Source organism: Phaeobacter sp. JH20_02, assembly GCF_048056915.1.
Classification (GTDB): domain Bacteria; phylum Pseudomonadota; class Alphaproteobacteria; order Rhodobacterales; family Rhodobacteraceae; genus Phaeobacter; species Phaeobacter bryozoorum.
Genome location: NZ_JAYMVP010000028.1, coordinates 129,248 through 147,178 on the forward strand (window position 1 = coordinate 129,248; position 17,931 = coordinate 147,178).

Genomic DNA, 17,931 nt, shown 5'->3' on the forward strand with positions numbered 1-17,931 from the left:
CACCCCGGGTTTCCGACCGGCGCGACAGCATCGCCGCGACGGTCACAGTCCAATTCCATCAGCACTCAGCTACAGCCAGAGGTGCCGCCGCAGGTGTTGCATTTCATGCAGGTGCCATTGCGCACCAGCGTGTAATTTCCGCAATCGCCGCAGGCCTCGCCCTCGTAGCCCTGCATCTTGGCTTTGGTGCGGGCATCCATGCCGCCGGACGCGGCAGGCGCAACGGCTGATGTCTCAGGTACCAGCGACTGCAAGGCAGCGACCGGATCGCCCCCGATGTTGGCCAGCAGCTCCGTCTGCCCGCCCTGCAATACGACCAGTTCCTGCGGCAGACGCTTACGCAGATAGCCGGTGGAGGAAATCTGTTTCAGCACCTCCAGCGACCGCGTCGCAGCGGTTTCGCTCAGTTCCGAGAGATTGGAGACACCCTCTTCCTCGCCCCGGCCCAGATCGTCAAAGCTGGCGCCTTCCGGTTTGACATGAGCCAGATCGGTCCGATCGAGATAGCTGACCGCCAGCTCACGGAACACATAGTCCAGAATGGAGGTCGCATTCTTGATCGAGTCATTACCCTGCACCATGCCCGCGGGCTCAAACTTGGTGAAGGTGAAGGCGTCGACAAACTCCTCCAGCGGCACGCCATATTGCAGGCCAACCGATACCGCGATGGCGAAATTGTTCATCATCGCCCGGAAACCGGCACCTTCCTTGTGCATGTCGATGAAGATCTCGCCAAGGTTGCCATCCTCATATTCGCCGGTGCGCAGGTACACTTTATGGCCGCCAACCACCGCCTTCTGGGTATAGCCCTTACGGCGCTGCGGCATCTTGGTACGATGCGATTTCACGATTTCCTTGATGACCACCTTCTCGACGATCTTCTCGGCAAGGGTGATGGCCTTTTCCTGCTGCGACCCGCTTTCGAGAATTTCGGCCGCCTCATCGTCGTCCTCAACAAGTGCCGCCGCCAGCGGCTGGCTCAGCTTGGAGCCGTCGCGGTACAGCGCATTGGCCTTCACCCCCAGCGACCAGCTGAGTTCATAGGCCTTCTGGCAATCCTCGATGGTGGCGTCATTGGGCATATTGATGGTCTTGGAGATTGCACCGGAGATAAAGCTCTGGGCTGCGGCCATCATCAGGATATGGCTATCAACCCCCAGATAACGCTTGCCTTTCTTGCCACAAGGATTGGCGCAATCAAAGATGTGATAGTGCTCTTCCTTCAGATGCGGCGCACCTTCCAGCGTCATGGATCCGCAGACATGGTCATTCGCCGCCTCGATATCGCGCTTGCTGAAGCCCAGATGGCGCAGAAGGTCAAAGGTCGGATCGTTCAGCTTTGTCGTCGGGATGCCCAGAACACCGGTGCAGAAATCCTCGCCCAGCGTCCACTGATTGAACACAAAGCGGATATCAAAGGCCGACTCCAGCGCCGCATCGACCTTCGCAAGCTCATTGGGGCCAAAGCCGTGACCGGCCAGCGAGGTGTGATTGATTCCCGGCGCATTGCCGATGGTGCCATGGCCCACGGCATAGGAGACGATCTCTTCGATCTGGGCCGGGGAATAGCCCAGCCCCTCCAGCGCGGCGGGGACCGAGCGGTTGATGATCTTGAAATAACCGCCGCCGGCCAGCTTCTTGAACTTCACCAGCGCAAAGTCCGGCTCGATCCCGGTGGTGTCGCAATCCATGACCAGGCCAATGGTGCCGGTTGGGGCCACCACGGTGGCCTGCGCATTGCGGAACCCGTGACGTTCGCCCAGCTCCAGCGCCTCGTCCCAGCTGCTCATCGCCAGTTCCGCCAGACGCGGGTCCGGGCAGTTGGCACTGTCAAGCGGCACCGGCTTCACGGCCAAGCCTTCGTAGCCGTCGACCGCGCCGTGCGCGGCTGCGCGATGGTTGCGGATCACCCGCAGCATGTCGCTTGCGTTTTGCTCGTAGCGGGCAAACGGCCCCAGCTCGGAGGCCATCTCGGCGGAGGTGGCATAGGACACGCCGGTCATGATCGCGGTCAGCGCACCGCAAAGCGCGCGCCCTTCGGCGCTGTCATAGCCGTAGCCCATGTTCATCAGCAGGCCGCCGATATTGGCATAGCCAAGACCCAGCGTGCGGAAATCATAGGAACGCTGCGCGATTTCCTTGGACGGGAACTGCGCCATCATCACCGAGATTTCCAGCGTCACCGTCCACAGACGGCAGGCGTGCATGTAATCCTCGGCCTGGAACACCCCGTCCTTGAGGAAGGTCAGCAGGTTCAGAGACGCGAGATTACAGGCGGTATCGTCCAGGAACATATATTCCGAACAAGGGTTTGAGCCGCGAATCTCACCGTCGGAGGGGCATGTGTGCCACTCGTTCACTGTGTCGTGGAACTGGATGCCCGGATCCGCGCAGGCCCAGGCCGCATGACCGACCTTTTCCCACAGATCCCGTGCCTTCACGGTTTTGGCGACCTTGCCATCGACCCGGTTGATCAGCTGCCAGTCGGCGTCCTTCTTCACCGCATGAAGGAAGGCGTTGGTGACCCGGATCGAGTTGTTGGAGTTCTGACCGGAAACCGAATTATAGGCGTCGCTGTCCCAGTCGGTGTCATAGGTCGGGAATTCAATCGAGGTATGCCCCTGCTTGGCATAGTCCAGCACGCGCTTCACATAGGTCTCGGGGATGGCGACCTTCTTGGCTTCGCGGATTGCCTTTTTCAGCCCATCGTTGACGGCCGGATCATAGGCGTCAGCCTCGGCCCCGTCCCAGCTGCGAATGGCCTCGAAGAGACCGTTCAGCATCTTCTCGTGCATCTTGGAGCCTGCGACGATGGAGGCCACCTTCTGCTCTTCGATCACTTTCCAGTCGATGAACTGTTCGATATCCGGGTGATCTGCATCGACGATCACCATCTTGGCGGCGCGACGGGTGGTGCCACCGGATTTGATCGCCCCGGCTGCCCGGTCACCGATCTTGAGGAAGCCCATCAGGCCAGAGGATTTGCCACCGCCGGATAGCGGTTCGCCTTCGCCGCGCAGATGGCTGAAATTGGTGCCGGTGCCGGAGCCATATTTGAACAACCGCGCCTCACGAACCCAAAGATCCATGATGCCGCCGTCCTGCACCAGATCGTCAGAGACCGACTGGATAAAGCAGGCATGGGGCTGCGGGTGCTCATAGGCGCTGTCAGATTTGGTCAGCTGGCCGGTTTTGTAATCGACATAATGGTGCCCCTGTGCCGGGCCGTCGATGCCATAGGCCCAATGCAGACCGGTGTTGAACCACTGCGGGCTGTTCGGCGCGGCGCGTTGGGTCGCCAGCATATAGCGCATCTCGTCGAAATAGGCGCTCGCGTCTTCCTCGGTTGAGAAATAGCCGCCTTTCCAGCCCCAGTAGCACCAGGCGCCGGCCAGACGGTCGAACACCTGTTTGGAGGAGGTCTCGCCGCCAAATTCCACATCATCACCGGCCGGAACCGAGCGCCATAGGAACTCGGGCACGCCTTTTTCACGGAGCTTTTTCAGTTTGCTCGGGACACCGGCTTTACGGAAATATTTCTGCGCAATCACATCGCTGGCGACCTGGCTCCAGCCCGCCGGAACCTCGACGCCCTCAAGACGAAACACAATGGTGCCGTCTGGATTGCGGATCTCCGACGTTGCAGGGACAAAGTCCAGATCGGCATATGCGTCCTGCCCAGATTTTGTAAATTTCCGTTCAATCTTCATGCCATCTGCCTCTTTTTTGCAGTCCCACTGTCACAAATCACGCCTTTTGGCCGACGCGTCTCTTCTCGTTCTTCGCCGCAAAACACCCTGCTGCGCACCTCACATAAGATGCGTGCCAGGGCCGAGGCCCCATATCCGCCAGCGCTAAATGCTTTGCTTGGTCTGGTGTAGCACCGGGTGAAATCCACCATATTTTGTGCTGCATCATCCGACGTACACAATTTGACGTATTCAGGCATATGGGGTCAACGGCATTTTTAGGCTTTCGTAACCATCTTTTTCGTTGACGATAGCTTAATGGTCTGCGGTCGATCACGAAGCTGCGATTCAGAGTTGATCACTTTACCTGGCACGGTCCCAAGAGCCCCATCCATCCGACGCGATAAATCCCCTTGCGGAGAGGGGCTTGCCGCATGTCACGCCGCAGCAACGGCAGCAGCGGACTCTTCTGAAACAGAAATCACTCAACCAGGCCGAGGGTTGAAAAAATGAAATACACGCCCTCCAGATAGAAGGCGTGCCGAGGTGTTTTTTTTCCCTGTTGGCACGAAGCGTAAAAGGAAATCGACGCCAACGCGCGTCAGTTGGTTAAGCAACCCTTAACAGACATAGCGAGACGCCTGATTTGGTCATAATTTGGAAACCAGTCCGAATCTCCTCAGCGAGCCCTCAGGGACTGAACAGCGCCCCTGCCCGTCCGCGGATGACGGATCTGCGCCCCCATCGGATCGGTCAGCTGGAACGCGAAACGCCGACAGCCCTGTGACAGGCATGTCGGCGTCTACGTCACATCCAGATGGATGAAATGGTCGGGGCGGCGAGATTCGAACTCACGACCCCCTGTACCCAAAACAGGTGCGCTACCAGACTGCGCCACGCCCCGGACCGTGCGCCTTCCTAGCGTTGCCGATCTGATTTGAAAAGCCCTAACAGGGCCAAATTGCGCCTGTCGTTGAAAAAACTTCATGGCGCAGCTGGGTGCCGACTGAAATCCCATAAAGCGCGGCAAGACCGCCGTTGATTTCCAGCACGGCATAGACGTTGTCACCACCCGGAATCGGCGTCAGGTCCCCGGGAATGGCGCGATGGTGAATATGGCGCACCGTGCCGCTGCTGTCGACAAACAGCATGTCCAGCGGAATGAGCGTATTCTTCATCCAGAAGCTGGCGCGCTGCGGCGCCTCATAGACAAACAACATGCCATTGCCACGCGCCATATGGGGCCGGTGCATCAACCCCTGCGCGCGTGTTTCTATGGTATCTGCGATTTCTACAGAGAACTGCGCCTGCCCCCAGGGGCCGCGCAGGCTGACCAGATCATGGCGGCAGGCCTCTTCGGCCTGCACCGCCCCGGCCGCCACAATCGCAGCGACCGACATAATAGAGAGAGCGGCGGCTCTGGCTCCTGTTGTCATCCTGTCTGACAATCGGGTCCAGGCGCGCCGCATCACCTTAGTCCTGCTTTTCCAGAAGCGCCGCTTCCCAGGCCAGCACCTCGACCGCCATGCGGCCGCGTTTGCCGTCGATCACCCGCATCCCAAGCGCCTCCCCCGGTTGCAGTTCCGACAGACCCGACTGGCGCAGAACCTCGACATGAAGAAACACGTCTTCGTCGCGGCCAAACACATTGGCAAAACCAAAGCCCTTGCCTTTGTCGAACCATTTCACCCGCGCGGGTACCAGTGGCTCGGCGCTCAGCGTCTCGGCATCAATCTCCGCGAAATCGCTCAGAACTGGACTGTCGTCGCGAACCGGCGGCGTGATCGACAGGACTTCCACCGCCTGAACACCACGCTCGGTGCGATGCGTCACCAGTTCAACCTCGGCCCCGTCCGCGATGGAACTCTGGCCGAAGTTACGCAGCACGTTCACATGCAGCAGGATATCTGGTCCGCCCTCATCAGAGACGACAAATCCGAACCCTTTGGTCGGATCGAACCATTTCACCAGCCCGCGTATTTGCTGCAGACTGCTCAAGTCTTCTGCCACTGCTGTAGTCCACCGTGTTCTTCAGTTTTTAACCAGTAGGTGATGCTCTATTCTCGGTTCTGAGTTCAAGCCAAAAACGGACACCAATATCACAATTCTGCTATTTTCCGATAGTGACCTAAGGGCACAACCGCTCCACCGTCCAAAGCGCTTCGGGTGTTTCGCGCCGCCAGACAAAGCGATCATGCAGACGAAACGCGCCATCGGCCCAGAACTCGATCTCAAGCGGCGTCAGGCGGTAACCGCCCCAGAACGGCGGGCGCTCGGGATTTGACCCTTTGGTGGCTGTGACCTTGGCCACCTCCGCCATCAGAGCACCCCGGCTCGACAAGGGGCGCGACTGCGCCGAGGCCCAGGCCCCCAGTCGGCTCTTGAGGGACCGGGATTTGTAATAGGCATCGGCCTGCGGGCCGTTCTCGCGACTGATGATCCCGCGCGCGCGCATCTGGCGTCGCAGCGATTTCCAATGCATGACAAACGCCGCCTTGCCAGCGCCATCCAGCTCCTGCGCCTTGGCGCTTTCGTAATTGGTATAAAAGACAAAGGCTGCGTCCTCGATCTCTTTCAGCAGGACCATCCGGCAATTGGGCAACCCATCGGCATCCACCGTCGACAACGCAATCGCATTGGGATCGTTGATCTCGCTCTCTTCCGCCTCGCTCAGCCAGCTGCGCGCGATGGCAAAGGGATCCTCCCCCGCAAAGATACCGCTGCGATCGGACATGGCGCACCTCTTGGACTGTTATTATATGGGTCTGGCTGGCGCGATAATGCGCATGGCTGACAGCAACCTAGGCCGAGACAGGTCAAACGACAAGAGACAGCGCTCTTGAAGCGCCTCGCCTGACAGACTAAACGTCGTCTAATTCGAATATCACAGGCGGAGAACCTGCATGTCTAGTCAACTGATGGCCGGCAAACGTGGCCTCATCATGGGCCTTGCCAATGATAAATCCATCGCGTGGGGCATTGCCAAAGCCTGCGCCGACGCCGGCGCCGAGCTTGCGTTTTCCTACCAGGGCGATGCCCTGAAGAAACGCGTCGACCCGCTGGCGGCGCAGCTTGGCAGCGATATCGTCCTGCCCTGCGATGTGGCCGATGAGGGCTCCGTTGATGCGCTGTTTGCAGCGCTGGAAGAAAAATGGGGCAAACTGGACTTTCTGGTGCACGCCATCGGCTTTTCCGACAAGAACGAGCTGCGCGGTCGCTATGTCGACACCACCCGTGGCAACTTTCAGATGACCATGGATATCTCGGTCTACTCCTTCACATCGGTGATGCAGCGCGCCGAGAAGATGATGTCCGAGGGCGGCAGCGCGGTCACACTGACCTATTACGGCGCCGAACAGGTGATGCCACATTATAATGTCATGGGTGTCGCCAAGGCCGCGCTCGAAGCATCGGTCAAATACCTTGCCGAAGATCTGGGCAAGGACGGCATCCGCGTCAATGCGATCTCTGCCGGACCGATCAAGACGCTGGCCGCCTCGGGCATTGGTGATTTCCGCTACATCATGAAATGGAACGAATATAATTCGCCGCTGCGCCGCAACGTGACCATTGATGACGTGGGCAAATCCGCGCTTTATCTGCTGTCGGATCTGTCCTCCGGCGTGACCGGCGAGAATCTGCACGTGGATGCCGGCTATCACGTCGTCGGGATGAAGGCGGTTGACGCCCCTGACATCGATGCGGCAACCGGGCGCAAATAAACACGGGTCCAGCAGATGCTGCGCGCATCTGCACCACAGAGAATGACACAGCAGGCGCGCGGCCCACGCGCGCCTCTTCCAATGACAGGGACCCACCATGACACTCGCCGCTTTTACCGCTTCCGTCCTCCTGTGCCTGATGGCCGCCATCAGCCCCGGCCCCGCCGTTCTGATGGCTGCGCGCGTTGGCCTGGCCCATGGCTGGCGCAGTGGTCTGGCGCTGGCGATTGGCATCGGTGCGGGTGCGGTGTTCTGGGCCTCCGCCGCGCTCTTCGGGCTGAACCTGCTGTTTGACTATGCCCCCTTCCTGCTGACCCTGCTGAAAATCGGCGGCGCCATGTTCCTGATCTACATGGCCTGGAACATGTGGCGCCATGCCAGTGAACCGATGTCGCAGGACAGTGACGCCCAATTGCCGCAGACTGCTTTTGCGGCCTTCCGTCTTGGGATCTTCACCCAGCTGGCCAACCCCAAGCCGGCCGCCTTTTTCGGCGCCGTTTTTGTCGGCACCGTTCCCGAAGGCAGCAGCAGCCTGGCCCTTGCCGCGCTGCTCACCTGCATCTTTCTGGGTGAAGTCACTTGGAACACCCTCGTGGCCCGTATCTTCTCCTTTGAGAAAACGCGCCGCGGGTATATCAATCTGAAACATGTGATCGACCGGGTCTTTGGTGGTCTGCTGGCCGCCCTCGGCGTCAAGATCGCCGCCCTCTGAGGGCAGATGCACGATCCCGGACGCCAGACCCTAACAGGAGCATCAAAAACATGACCGATCGTCTGCCTCATGAAAAAGGCTTTCATATTTCCTGGGACCAGCTGCACCGCGACAGCCGCGCACTGGCGTGGCGTCTGGACGGGCAAGGCCCCGACGAAGGCGCCTGGCGTGCCGTTGTCGCCATCACCCGTGGCGGCATGGCTCCGGCCATGATCGTCAGCCGCGAACTGGATATCCGCATCGTCGACACGATCGGGGTGAAATCCTATCATCATCAGGATCAGGGACAGGCCGAGGTGCTGAAAGCCCCCGACGCCGAACTGATGGGCAACGGTGAAGGCGTGCTGATCATCGACGATCTGGTCGACAGCGGCAAAACTCTGGAACTGGTGCGCCAGATGTATCCCAAGGCGCATTTTGCCACCGTCTATGCCAAACCCAAAGGTCGGCCGATGGTCGATACCTTCATCACCGAGGTGAGCCAGGACACCTGGATCTTCTTCCCCTGGGATATGGCGCTGCAATATGTCGAACCCTATCGCGGGACCGACTGATCATCGACCGACGGATCACCAACCGTCACACAACGCATGGAAAGACGCACCTTCGGGGGCGTCTTTTTTCGTTTCCGCGCCGGGGATCTGCTGGGATTTTTCCGGCGCAGGTCAAACCCCCTTGCAAAACCGGCGCAGTTGCGGCGGAGTGGCCAAAGCGCGCCATGGCTCTGGCCGGTGACGCGCCGACGCAAGACAGGACACCCGATGCCACAGGCCCGTTTTCCCCACGCCCGCACCAAAGACACCTTTGTCTCGCCCATTGTCGATTCCCGGCGCTGGTTGGAGGGGCTGAACCTGCCTGCTGACATGCCGCTCCTTAATCTCAGTCAGGCGGCGCCTGCGGACCCGCCCCCCGAGGGGCTGCGCCGCGCCATCGCCGAGGCCGCCCTTGGCGACGACAGCAGCCACCTTTACGGGGCGGTACTGGGCCGGGACAGCCTGCGCGCCGCGCTCGCCGCAAAAATGGGCCGCCACTATGCGGCCGACCTCACGGCGGGTGATGTCGCCATCACCTCCGGCTGCAATCAGGCCTTTGCCGCGACCATCGCGGCGCTTTGTGGTGAGGGTGATCAGGTCATTCTCCCGACCCCCTGGTATTTCAATCACAAAATGTGGCTCGACATGCAGGGGGTCGAAAGCTGCCCGCTGCCGGTCGGCGCAGCCATGCTGCCCTGCCCGGATGCCGCTGCAAAGCTGATCACCGACCGGACCCGCGCCATCGTTCTGGTCACACCGAACAATCCCTGCGGGGTCGAATATCCCGGCGGTCTGGTACAGCGGTTCTATGATCTTGCCCGTGCCCATGGTCTTGCCTTGATCGTGGATGAGACCTACCGCGACTTTGACAGCCGGGATGGCCCACCCCATGGGCTGTTTCAGGATCCCGGCTGGTCCGACACGCTGATCCACCTCTATTCTTTCTCCAAGGCCTATCGGCTCACCGGGCACCGGCTGGGTGCCGTGGCCGCGCATCGCGATCACCTGCAGGAGATGGAGAAGTTCCTCGACACCGTCACCATATGCCCGGCGCAGCTTGGTCAGGTCGGCGCGCTCTGGGGGCTGGAAAACCTCGACGACTGGCTCGCCGCAGAGCGTCAGGAACTGCTGCGCCGCCGCGCTGCCATCGAGTCCGGGTTTGCGCCGCTGGCGGCGCGTGGCTGGCAGCTGCTCGGTTGTGGCGCCTATTTCGCCTATGTGGCCCACCCGTTTGACCAGCACAGCGACCCGCTGGCCCGGCGTCTGGTAAAAGAGGCAGGTATCCTGATGCTACCCGGCAGCATGTTCACGCCCAAGGGTGATCCATCGGGCGCGCAGCAATTCCGCATCGCCTTTGCCAATGTCGACACATCCGGCATCCGGACCCTGTTCGACCGGCTGGCAAACTGGGCCCCGTGAGCTGAGGCCTCCGCAATCTCACCCTCTCACCCGCTCTGAACGCAGGCACAGATCAGTCGTCCCTTGCCCCTTTCAAGGTGGCAGCGTATTCAGAGCCTCGACATTTCAGCATTCCCGGCTGCCCCGTGCAGTCCGGCGACCGGCAATACGAGGACATCATGGCTGCAGGCATGAAAAAACTATCAAATACATTTGTCTGGATCCTGATGGGGATGCTGATCATCGGCCTCGCCGGCTTTGGTGCGGTCAATTTCACCGGATCGGTGAACTCGGTTGCGGTGGTCGGAGATCAGGAGGTCTCGGTCGATGACTACGCCCGCGAATTGCAGCGCGAACAGCGCGCGCTGGAGGCCCAGACCGGCCAGCGCATTCCTATCGCGCAGATGACAGCGCTTGGTCTTGATCGCGTGGTACTGGGACGGTTGATCGCCATCGCCGCACTCGATCAGGAAAGCAGCAATCTGGGCCTGTCCATCGGCGATCAGAACCTGTTCGACGAAATCAGCCGGATCCCGGCGTTCCAGGACGGCAGCGGCGCCTTCAATCGCGACACCTATCAATATGCGCTGGACAATATCGGCCTGAGCGAAGCCGCCTTCGAGGCCGACCTGCGTCGCGAATCCGCCCGCACCCTGGTGCAGGGTGCGATCATGGCAGGCACCGAAATGCCCGACACGCTGCGCGACACGCTCACCAGCTATGTCGGCGCCCGTCGCAGCTTTGACTGGCTGCCGGTCAGCCCCGACAGCCTCGCCCTGACGGCCGTCGACCCCAGCGAAGAAGAGCTGCGCAGCTTCTACGAGGCGCATATCGATCGCTTCACCCTGCCCCGCACCAAGGTCATCACCTACGCCGCCCTGCGCCCCGATGCGCTGGTTGACGAAATCGAGATCGACACCGCCGCGCTGGAACAGCTGTTCAACGAGCGCAGCAATGAATATCAGGTGCCCGAGCGCCGTCTGGTGGAACGTCTGGTCTTTGCCAACACCGAAGCGGCCGCCAGCGCCAAGGCGCAGCTCGACATCAATGGCAGCACGTTTGAAGCACTGGTCGCCGATCGCGGTCTCAGCCTGCAGGACGTGGATCTGGGCGATGTGACCATGGGCGACCTCGGCGGCGCCGGACAGGACGTCTTTGCCGCGCAGGTCGGCGATGTGGTTGGCCCGCTCGACAGCGATCTCGGCCCGGCCCTGTTCCGCGTCAATGGCCGTCTTGAGGCACGCGTGACCAGCCTTGATGATGTCAAGGACGAGCTGCGCGCCGAGCTTGCAACCGACCGCGCCCGCCGAGTGATCGAAACCCGCGCCGAGGACATCAACGACATGCTCGCCGGTGGTGCCACGCTGGAAGAGCTGGTCAACGAACCCGGCATGGAGCTGGGCAAGATCGACTGGCACAACGGCAGCACCGATGGCATCGCCGCCTATGACGGGTTCCGCACCGCCGCTGCCGCTGTCAGCACCGAAGATTTCCCCGAGGTCGACTTCCTCGAAGATGGCAGCCTCTTTGCCATCCGCCTGGATGAACAGCTTGAGCCACGCCCCGAACCCTTTGCAGAAGCTCAGGACAAACTGCGCGCCGCGTGGCAGGAGCAGCGCCTTCAGGATGCCACCGTCGCCGAAGCCGAGCGTCTGGCAGACCTGCTGAAGAGCGGCGATGCGCTGCCCGAGGGCGTTGAGCTTACATCCGAAACCGGCCTCACCCGCGCCGCCTATATCGACGCAGCCCCGCAGTCGCTGATGGCCCGAGTCTTTGATCTGGCCGAAGGCGAGGTCGCCGTGGTCAGCGATGAAAGTGCTACTGTTGTGGTGCGCCTCACCGAAACCCTGCCGGTGGCCGACACGCCTGAGATGGCTGCGCTGGCCGAGGCGATGGGCACCCAGCTGGATCAGGCGCTTGCTCAGGCCCTGTTCGAAGCCTTCGTGCAGGACGCCCAGACCCGCGCCGCGCCGCGCATCGACCCGCAGGCGCTCAATGCCGTGCAGGCCAACTTCCAGTAATCAAGGCAGATCCAGATGGCCCTGACCCCCGATTTCGAGACCTTTGCCAAAGCCTATGAGGCCGGTGAAAACCAGGTTGTCTACACCCGGCTTGCCGCCGACCTCGACACGCCGGTGTCGCTGATGCTGAAGCTGACAGGCGCCCAGAAAGACGCCTTCATGCTGGAGTCCGTCACCGGCGGTGAGGTGCGTGGGCGCTATTCGATCATTGGCATGAAACCGGATCTGGTCTGGCGTTGCCACGGGGAGCGCTCGGCCCTGAACCGCTCGGCGCGGTTTGATGCAGATGATTTCACCGCTCAGGACGGCAACCCGATGGACAATCTGCGGGCGCTGATCGCCGAAAGCAGGATCGAGCTGCCCGATGACCTGCCGCAGGCGGCGGCCGGTCTTTTTGGCTATCTCGGCTATGACATGATCCGGCTGGTCGAACATCTGCCGAACGTGAACCCGGATCCGCTTGGCCTCCCCGATGCGCTGATGCTGCGCCCCTCGGTGATCGCCGTGCTCGACGGGGTCAAGGGCGAGGTCACAGTGGTCTCCCCCGCATGGGCCAGCGAAGGCCAGTCGGCCAAGGCCGCCTATGCCCAGGCTGCCGAGCGGGTGATGGACGCGATGCGCGATCTGGAACGTGCCATGCCCGCCGAGAGCCGCGACCTTGGCGACGCCGACGAGGTTGCGCCCCCGGTGAGCAATTTCACCAAAGAGGGCTATATGGCCGCGGTGGAGAAGGCCAAGGACTACATCCGCGCCGGTGACATCTTCCAGGTGGTGCCGGCACAGCGCTGGACACAGGCCTTCCCGCAGCCGCCTTTCGCGCTTTACCGCTCCCTGCGCCGCACCAACCCCTCGCCCTTCATGTTCTACTTCAACTTCGGCGGTTTCCAGGTGGTCGGTGCCAGCCCCGAAATCCTGGTCCGCGTCTTCGGGCAGGAGGTCACCATCCGCCCGATCGCCGGCACCCGCCCGCGCGGCGCCACGCCCGAGGAAGACAAGGCGCTGGAACTGGATCTGCTGGCCGACAAGAAAGAGCTGGCAGAGCACCTGATGCTGCTGGACCTCGGGCGCAACGACACCGGCCGGGTGGCGAAGATCGGCACCGTGCGCCCCACCGAAAAATTCATCATCGAACGCTACAGCCACGTGATGCACATCGTCTCCAACGTCGTGGGCGAGCTGGCGGAGGACAAGGACGCGCTGGATGCCTTCTTTGCCGGCATGCCCGCAGGCACCGTCTCCGGCGCGCCAAAGGTGCGCGCGATGGAAATCATCGACGAACTGGAGCCGGAAAAACGCGGCATCTACGGCGGCGGTGTCGGCTATTTCTCGGCCGGCGGCGACATGGACATGTGCATCGCGCTGCGCACCGCCATCGTCAAGGACCAGACCCTTTACATCCAGGCCGGCGGCGGCGTTGTCTATGACAGCGACCCGGAGGCGGAATATATGGAGACCGTCCATAAATCCAACGCGATCCGCCGTGCCGCCGCAGATGCGGCCCGCTTTACCGGCAACGGCAACGGCTAGGCGCGGACAGAACCGCAGCCCCCGAGTTTCTGCGCGCCCGGCATCTCATGCGCGCGGCATCTCGGCCGCCTGTCATCTTTCCCAAAATACTCTCGCCGAAGGCAAAAAAGGCGTCCCTCGTTCAGAGGGGCGCCTTTTTTACGCGGGCTCAGCCCGGCGCGCCGATCACTCGGCCTGCACCTGCGCCCGCAGCGAGGCCGACACCGGCGCCAGCGCCACCCGGTTGGCACGATCCTGAAGCCCCCAGATCAACAGCGCCGAAATCGTATCCGGCTGTACCCGACCCAGCATGATCACCGCACCTTCCTGCCCGGCGCGGAAGGCAGCCTGATCCAGAAACCGGCGAATGGCCCGGGGATCCTGTCCGGCGCCATCGAAATCACGGAAGACCACACCGGCCGGCACCCCCTCACGCAGCGCCAGTTTCTGCACGGTATTCAGACCGGCATCCTGCGTCACCATCCCGTAGCCCATCGCGCCAAGCGCCGTGGCCATCTGATCGGCCAGCGGGCGGTTGCCCTGAAACCCGGTCTCGACCCCTTCCAGCACGGCGACAGCCTCCGGCAGGGTCTCCAGCCAGACCTGCAAGGCTGTTTCGGCATCCTGTGGCCCCGCATCGCGCGGCAAATCCGCCACCACCATGACCTCGAAACCAGCCGCGCGATGGCGGGCCATCTTGGCTGCGGCCTCGGGATCTTCGGGATCCAGCGCAAAGGTCAGCGGATAGGGGAAATCCTGCAAGGCTTCGGCGCCAATGGCCTCCGCATCGTCAATCAGGACAATCGACATCAGCGCGCGCCCGTCCTCCGGGGTAAAGGGCTGGGCATTCTGCTCAAACGGCACCCCGGCGGATGGCGTCGCAATCTGGCTGCCAGCGGCAGGGGCCTTGGCGTCATCGCGTTCGGTCAGCGGGCGCACCGGCGTGCCGATCTGCGGACGGCCAGCACTCTCAGAGGCTGAAGCGGATGGTTCTGGCGTGGAATTGGTGGTCGGCAGATCCGCAATCCGCCGCGTCGCTGGCGCCGTCGATGCTGCTGACCCGGTTCCGGCACTTTCTGGCTGGCCGACGCTTTCTGGCTGCGAAGGCTTGGCCTGGGCATCACTGGCCGCTGGCTGAGTGCCCACCTGCGCTGGTCCGGCGCGGCCGGGCGCCGGCAGTACAGGTGTCGGTGTCGGCCCGGGGGCTGCCCCAAGCGCCGGACCTGACGCCCCGCCCGTGGCTGGGCTGCTCAGCACCGGATCACCGGTTGTAATATTCGGCACCGGCAGACGGCTGGCGGCTGCGCTACCGCTTGGCTCCTCGTCGCTGGGTGCAGCTGTTGCCGCGGTGCGGCTGTCGCCACCCGGATTGGCCTCAGTGCCCTGATCCGGGGTGGAGGCCAGCCGGGCTGGGGCTTCGCTTGCTGCCGCAGGCACCGGCGGCTGCGCCGGATCCGACACCACGACAAGCCTCTGCTCCTGGCTGGGCGCATTGGGGGCCGGCAAGGCCTCAACTGGGGTAACAGGCGCATCGCGCCCGACATCAATGGCAGGCGCGCCGACACCGCCCGGAGCAGCACGGGTGCCGCTCCCCAGTTCGGTGCCAACCTCAGGACGTTCCGCCGGACCCGTATCGGCATCGGCCAGCGCCGCCAGATCATCGCCCACGACCTGCGGATCCAATGCGGCGGGCGGTGCCTCCACCAGATCTGGATCGGTGCCGCCACCGTCAACCGGCGTTTCCGCCGCCGGAGCCTGCACGACGCTGCGCGCCGGTTCAGCCACGCTGACCTCGACCGATTTGGGCAACGGCACCGACAGCGACCACACCACGGCGCCGCCTGCGGCCACCAAGGCCCCGAAACTCACGCCTCCAAGAAACCCTCGCATCTCTGTCCTGCCTCTCGTTGCCTTCTGGAACCGGTCGCATTCTGTCGGTCAAGCCGCCCCAACACCCCGTGGCCCGATTGGCCTGGCCGCTGCTGGTGATGTGCACTTGACGCTGCCGCGCAACCCTGAACATGTATGTCGCGACCACTATACTGCGGCGCGGCCCCGGCCCGCCAGCCCTTAAACGAGCCCCGCGACTATGCTGCTGCTGATCGACAACTACGACTCCTTTACCTACAACCTCGTGCATTATCTGGGCGAATTGGGCGCTGATGTGCAGGTCCATCGCAATGATGCGCTGAACGTACAGGATGCGATGGCGATGAACCCCGCCGGCATCCTGTTGTCGCCTGGGCCCTGCGACCCCGATCAGGCCGGCATCTGCCTGGCCCTTACCGAAGCCGCCGCCGAAACCCGGACCCCGCTGATGGGCGTCTGCCTTGGCCACCAGACCATCGGTCAGGCCTTTGGCGGCAAGGTCGTGCGCTGCAAGGACATCGTTCACGGCAAGATGGGCACCATGCACCACAACAACACCGGACTATTTGCCGGTCTGCCCTCCCCCTTTGAGGCGACACGCTATCATTCGCTGGTGGTGGAGCGCGACAGCCTGCCGGACAGTCTGGAGATCACCGCAGAGCTGGAAGATGGCACCATCATGGGGCTACAGCACAAGACTCTGCCGATCCACGGCGTCCAGTTCCACCCGGAATCCATCGCCTCCGAACACGGCCATGCGCTGCTCAAGAATTTCCTCGACGTGATGAAGGTGCCCGCATGAGCAATCAGATGAAGCCGCTGATCGACGCCGCTGCGGATCGCCCTCTCAGCCGGGCCGAAGCAGAGGCCGCCTTTACCCATCTGTTCGAAGGCAATGCCACGCCCAGTCAGATGGGCGGCCTGCTGATGGCCTTGCGCACCCGTGGCGAGACGGTCGATGAATACGCCGCCGCCGCCGCCGTCATGCGCGCCAAATGCAATCCCGTGGTGGCACCTGCGGGCGCGATGGACATTGTCGGCACCGGCGGTGACGGCAAGGGAACGCTCAATATCTCCACCGCCACCGCCTTTGTCGTGGCCGGTGCCGGAACCGTTGTCGCGAAACATGGCAATCGCAACCTGTCGTCAAAATCCGGCGCTGCGGATGCGCTTGGCCAGATGGGCATCAATGTCATGGTCGGCCCGAAAGTGGCCGAACAGGCGCTGCGCGAAGCAGGCATCTGCTTCATGATGGCGCCGATGCATCATCCGGCCATCGCCCATGTCATGCCCACCCGGCAGGAGCTGGGCACGCGCACGATCTTCAACATTCTCGGCCCGCTTACCAACCCGGCCGGTGTCAAACGCCAGCTCACCGGCGCCTTCAGCCGCGATCTGATCCGCCCGATGGCCGAAACCCTCGGGCAGCTGGGATCCGAACAGGCCTGGCTGGTGCATGGCTCCGACGGCACCGATGAGCTGACCATCACCGGCATCAGCTGGGTTGCGGCACTGAACCCAGGTGGCAATGTCACCGAAATGGAGATCCACCCCGAGGACGCAGGCCTGCCGGTTCATCCGTTTGAGGCAATCGTCGGCGGCACACCCGAAGACAACGCAAAGGCGTTTGAGGCGCTGTTGTCAGGCGAAGCATCCGCCTACCGGGACGCGGTGTTGTTGAACTCTGCCGCCGCCCTGCTGGTGGCAGGCGCCGCGGATGATCTCAGAACCGGCGTCGAAATGGCGCGCAGCAGCATCGACAGCGGCGCCGCACGGGGCAAGATTGAGGCGGTCGCGCGGATCACCACAGCAGCCGCTGACAGCAAATGACCCCAGACCTCCCCGTTCCGGGTGGCTGGGGTGACCTGCCGTTTTTTGCCAATGATTATGCAAGCATCGCCAAGGCGGTGGCGGATGACCCACGTCAGATCCTGCCGCCCGTGGCGCAGCGGCTGGCGGCGCTGGAACTGACGCCGCCCGACCGCACCCGCGTTGTCATCCTCGGTCAGGATCCCTATCCGACGCCGGGTCATGCTCATGGTCTGGCCTTCTCGGTGGAGCCGGATGTCCGCCCCTTACCGCGCTCCTTGAACAATATTTTCAAGGAGTTAAGTGCTGACCTTGGTGTCGAGAAACCCAATGGCGACCTGCGCGGATGGGCCCGTCAGGGTGTCTTGCTGCTCAATACCGTGCTCAGCGTGCCCACAGGTGAGGCCAACGGCCACAAGCATCTGGGCTGGCAGGCGCTGGCCGATCAGGTGCTGGCCCGGAGCAGTCAGCGCCCGACGGCCTACATATTATGGGGTAAACAGGCCCAAGGGCTTGAAAAACATATTCAACCGGGCGATCACCTTATTCTGAGGACGGCCCATCCTTCACCCCTCTCGGCGCGCCGCGGCTTTTTCGGATCGCGCCCGTTTTCGGCGGTGAACAGCTGGCTGGCCCAACGCGGGCAGCCGCAGATTGATTGGAACGCGTGAC

The 17,931-nt window shown here is 62.4% G+C and carries 14 protein-coding genes and 1 tRNA gene; 9 read left to right on the forward strand and 6 right to left on the reverse strand.

The features are described from left to right. Positions 1–65: 65 nt before the first annotated feature. The 5 genes from VWY34_RS14645 to pdxH form a co-directional block, all read right to left on the reverse strand. Positions 66–3,710: a vitamin B12-dependent ribonucleotide reductase gene (locus VWY34_RS14645; protein ID WP_416545919.1), complete on the reverse strand. Its 3,645-nt coding sequence runs from the start codon at positions 3,708–3,710 to the stop codon at positions 66–68. Between the two features lie 806 nt (positions 3,711–4,516). Beyond that, positions 4,517–4,593 (reverse strand) — tRNA-Pro (locus tag VWY34_RS14650). 43 nt (positions 4,594–4,636) lie between these two features. Then, positions 4,637–5,089, reverse strand: a complete 453-nt coding sequence (locus tag VWY34_RS14655; RefSeq protein ID WP_416545921.1) for a DUF192 domain-containing protein — start codon at positions 5,087–5,089, stop codon at positions 4,637–4,639. 73 nt (positions 5,090–5,162) lie between these two features. Then, positions 5,163–5,699, reverse strand: a complete 537-nt coding sequence (locus VWY34_RS14660; RefSeq protein WP_340545682.1) for a cold-shock protein — start codon at positions 5,697–5,699, stop codon at positions 5,163–5,165. Positions 5,700–5,817: 118 nt separating this feature from the next. Then, on the reverse strand, positions 5,818–6,423 hold the full coding sequence (pdxH, locus tag VWY34_RS14665; protein ID WP_416545923.1) for a pyridoxamine 5'-phosphate oxidase: 606 nt from the start codon (positions 6,421–6,423) through the stop codon (positions 5,818–5,820). A 169-nt stretch (positions 6,424–6,592) separates the two neighbouring features. Here pdxH and fabI point away from each other — a divergent pair, with 169 nt between their 5' ends. From fabI to trpE, 6 genes are all read left to right on the forward strand, one after another. Continuing rightward, the gene (gene fabI, locus VWY34_RS14670) at positions 6,593–7,411 is read left to right on the forward strand and encodes an enoyl-ACP reductase FabI (RefSeq protein WP_340545684.1); all 819 of its coding nucleotides are present in this window, start codon (positions 6,593–6,595) and stop codon (positions 7,409–7,411) included. 97 nt (positions 7,412–7,508) lie between these two features. Continuing rightward, positions 7,509–8,123 carry a LysE family translocator gene (locus VWY34_RS14675; RefSeq protein ID WP_340545685.1) on the forward strand — a complete coding sequence of 205 codons (615 nt, stop codon included), beginning with the start codon at positions 7,509–7,511 and terminating at the stop codon, positions 8,121–8,123. A gap of 50 nt (positions 8,124–8,173) precedes the next feature. Beyond that, complete coding sequence (gene gpt, locus VWY34_RS14680) at positions 8,174–8,677, forward strand: xanthine phosphoribosyltransferase (protein WP_340545686.1); 504 nt, start codon at positions 8,174–8,176, stop codon at positions 8,675–8,677. A gap of 207 nt (positions 8,678–8,884) precedes the next feature. Beyond that, a complete protein-coding gene (locus VWY34_RS14685) occupies positions 8,885–10,075 on the forward strand; it encodes an aminotransferase (protein WP_416534874.1) in 1,191 nt (396 codons plus the stop codon). Positions 10,076–10,233: 158 nt separating this feature from the next. Further along, positions 10,234–12,075, forward strand: coding sequence for a SurA N-terminal domain-containing protein (locus tag VWY34_RS14690; RefSeq protein ID WP_416545925.1), 1,842 nt, complete (start codon positions 10,234–10,236; stop codon positions 12,073–12,075). A 15-nt stretch (positions 12,076–12,090) separates the two neighbouring features. Then, a complete protein-coding gene (gene trpE, locus VWY34_RS14695) occupies positions 12,091–13,602 on the forward strand; it encodes an anthranilate synthase component I (protein WP_416545927.1) in 1,512 nt (503 codons plus the stop codon). Positions 13,603–13,767: 165 nt separating this feature from the next. Here trpE and VWY34_RS14700 read toward each other — a convergent pair whose 3' ends face one another. Beyond that, positions 13,768–15,471, reverse strand: a complete 1,704-nt coding sequence (locus tag VWY34_RS14700; RefSeq protein ID WP_416545929.1) for a divergent polysaccharide deacetylase family protein — start codon at positions 15,469–15,471, stop codon at positions 13,768–13,770. A 199-nt stretch (positions 15,472–15,670) separates the two neighbouring features. Here VWY34_RS14700 and VWY34_RS14705 point away from each other — a divergent pair, with 199 nt between their 5' ends. Genes VWY34_RS14705 through VWY34_RS14715 form a run of 3 tightly spaced genes read left to right on the forward strand, consistent with a single transcriptional unit; the run spans position 15,671 to position 17,930 of the window. Beyond that, positions 15,671–16,252: an anthranilate synthase component II gene (locus tag VWY34_RS14705; RefSeq protein ID WP_416534870.1), complete on the forward strand. Its 582-nt coding sequence runs from the start codon at positions 15,671–15,673 to the stop codon at positions 16,250–16,252. Beyond that, complete coding sequence (gene trpD / locus VWY34_RS14710; RefSeq protein WP_416538808.1) at positions 16,249–17,280, forward strand: anthranilate phosphoribosyltransferase; 1,032 nt, start codon at positions 16,249–16,251, stop codon at positions 17,278–17,280. The genes VWY34_RS14705 and trpD overlap by 4 nt, the downstream gene beginning before the upstream one ends. Beyond that, a complete protein-coding gene (locus VWY34_RS14715) occupies positions 17,277–17,930 on the forward strand; it encodes a uracil-DNA glycosylase (protein WP_416545931.1) in 654 nt (217 codons plus the stop codon). Before trpD ends, VWY34_RS14715 begins: the two co-directional genes overlap by 4 nt. Position 17,931 lies beyond the last annotated feature (1 nt).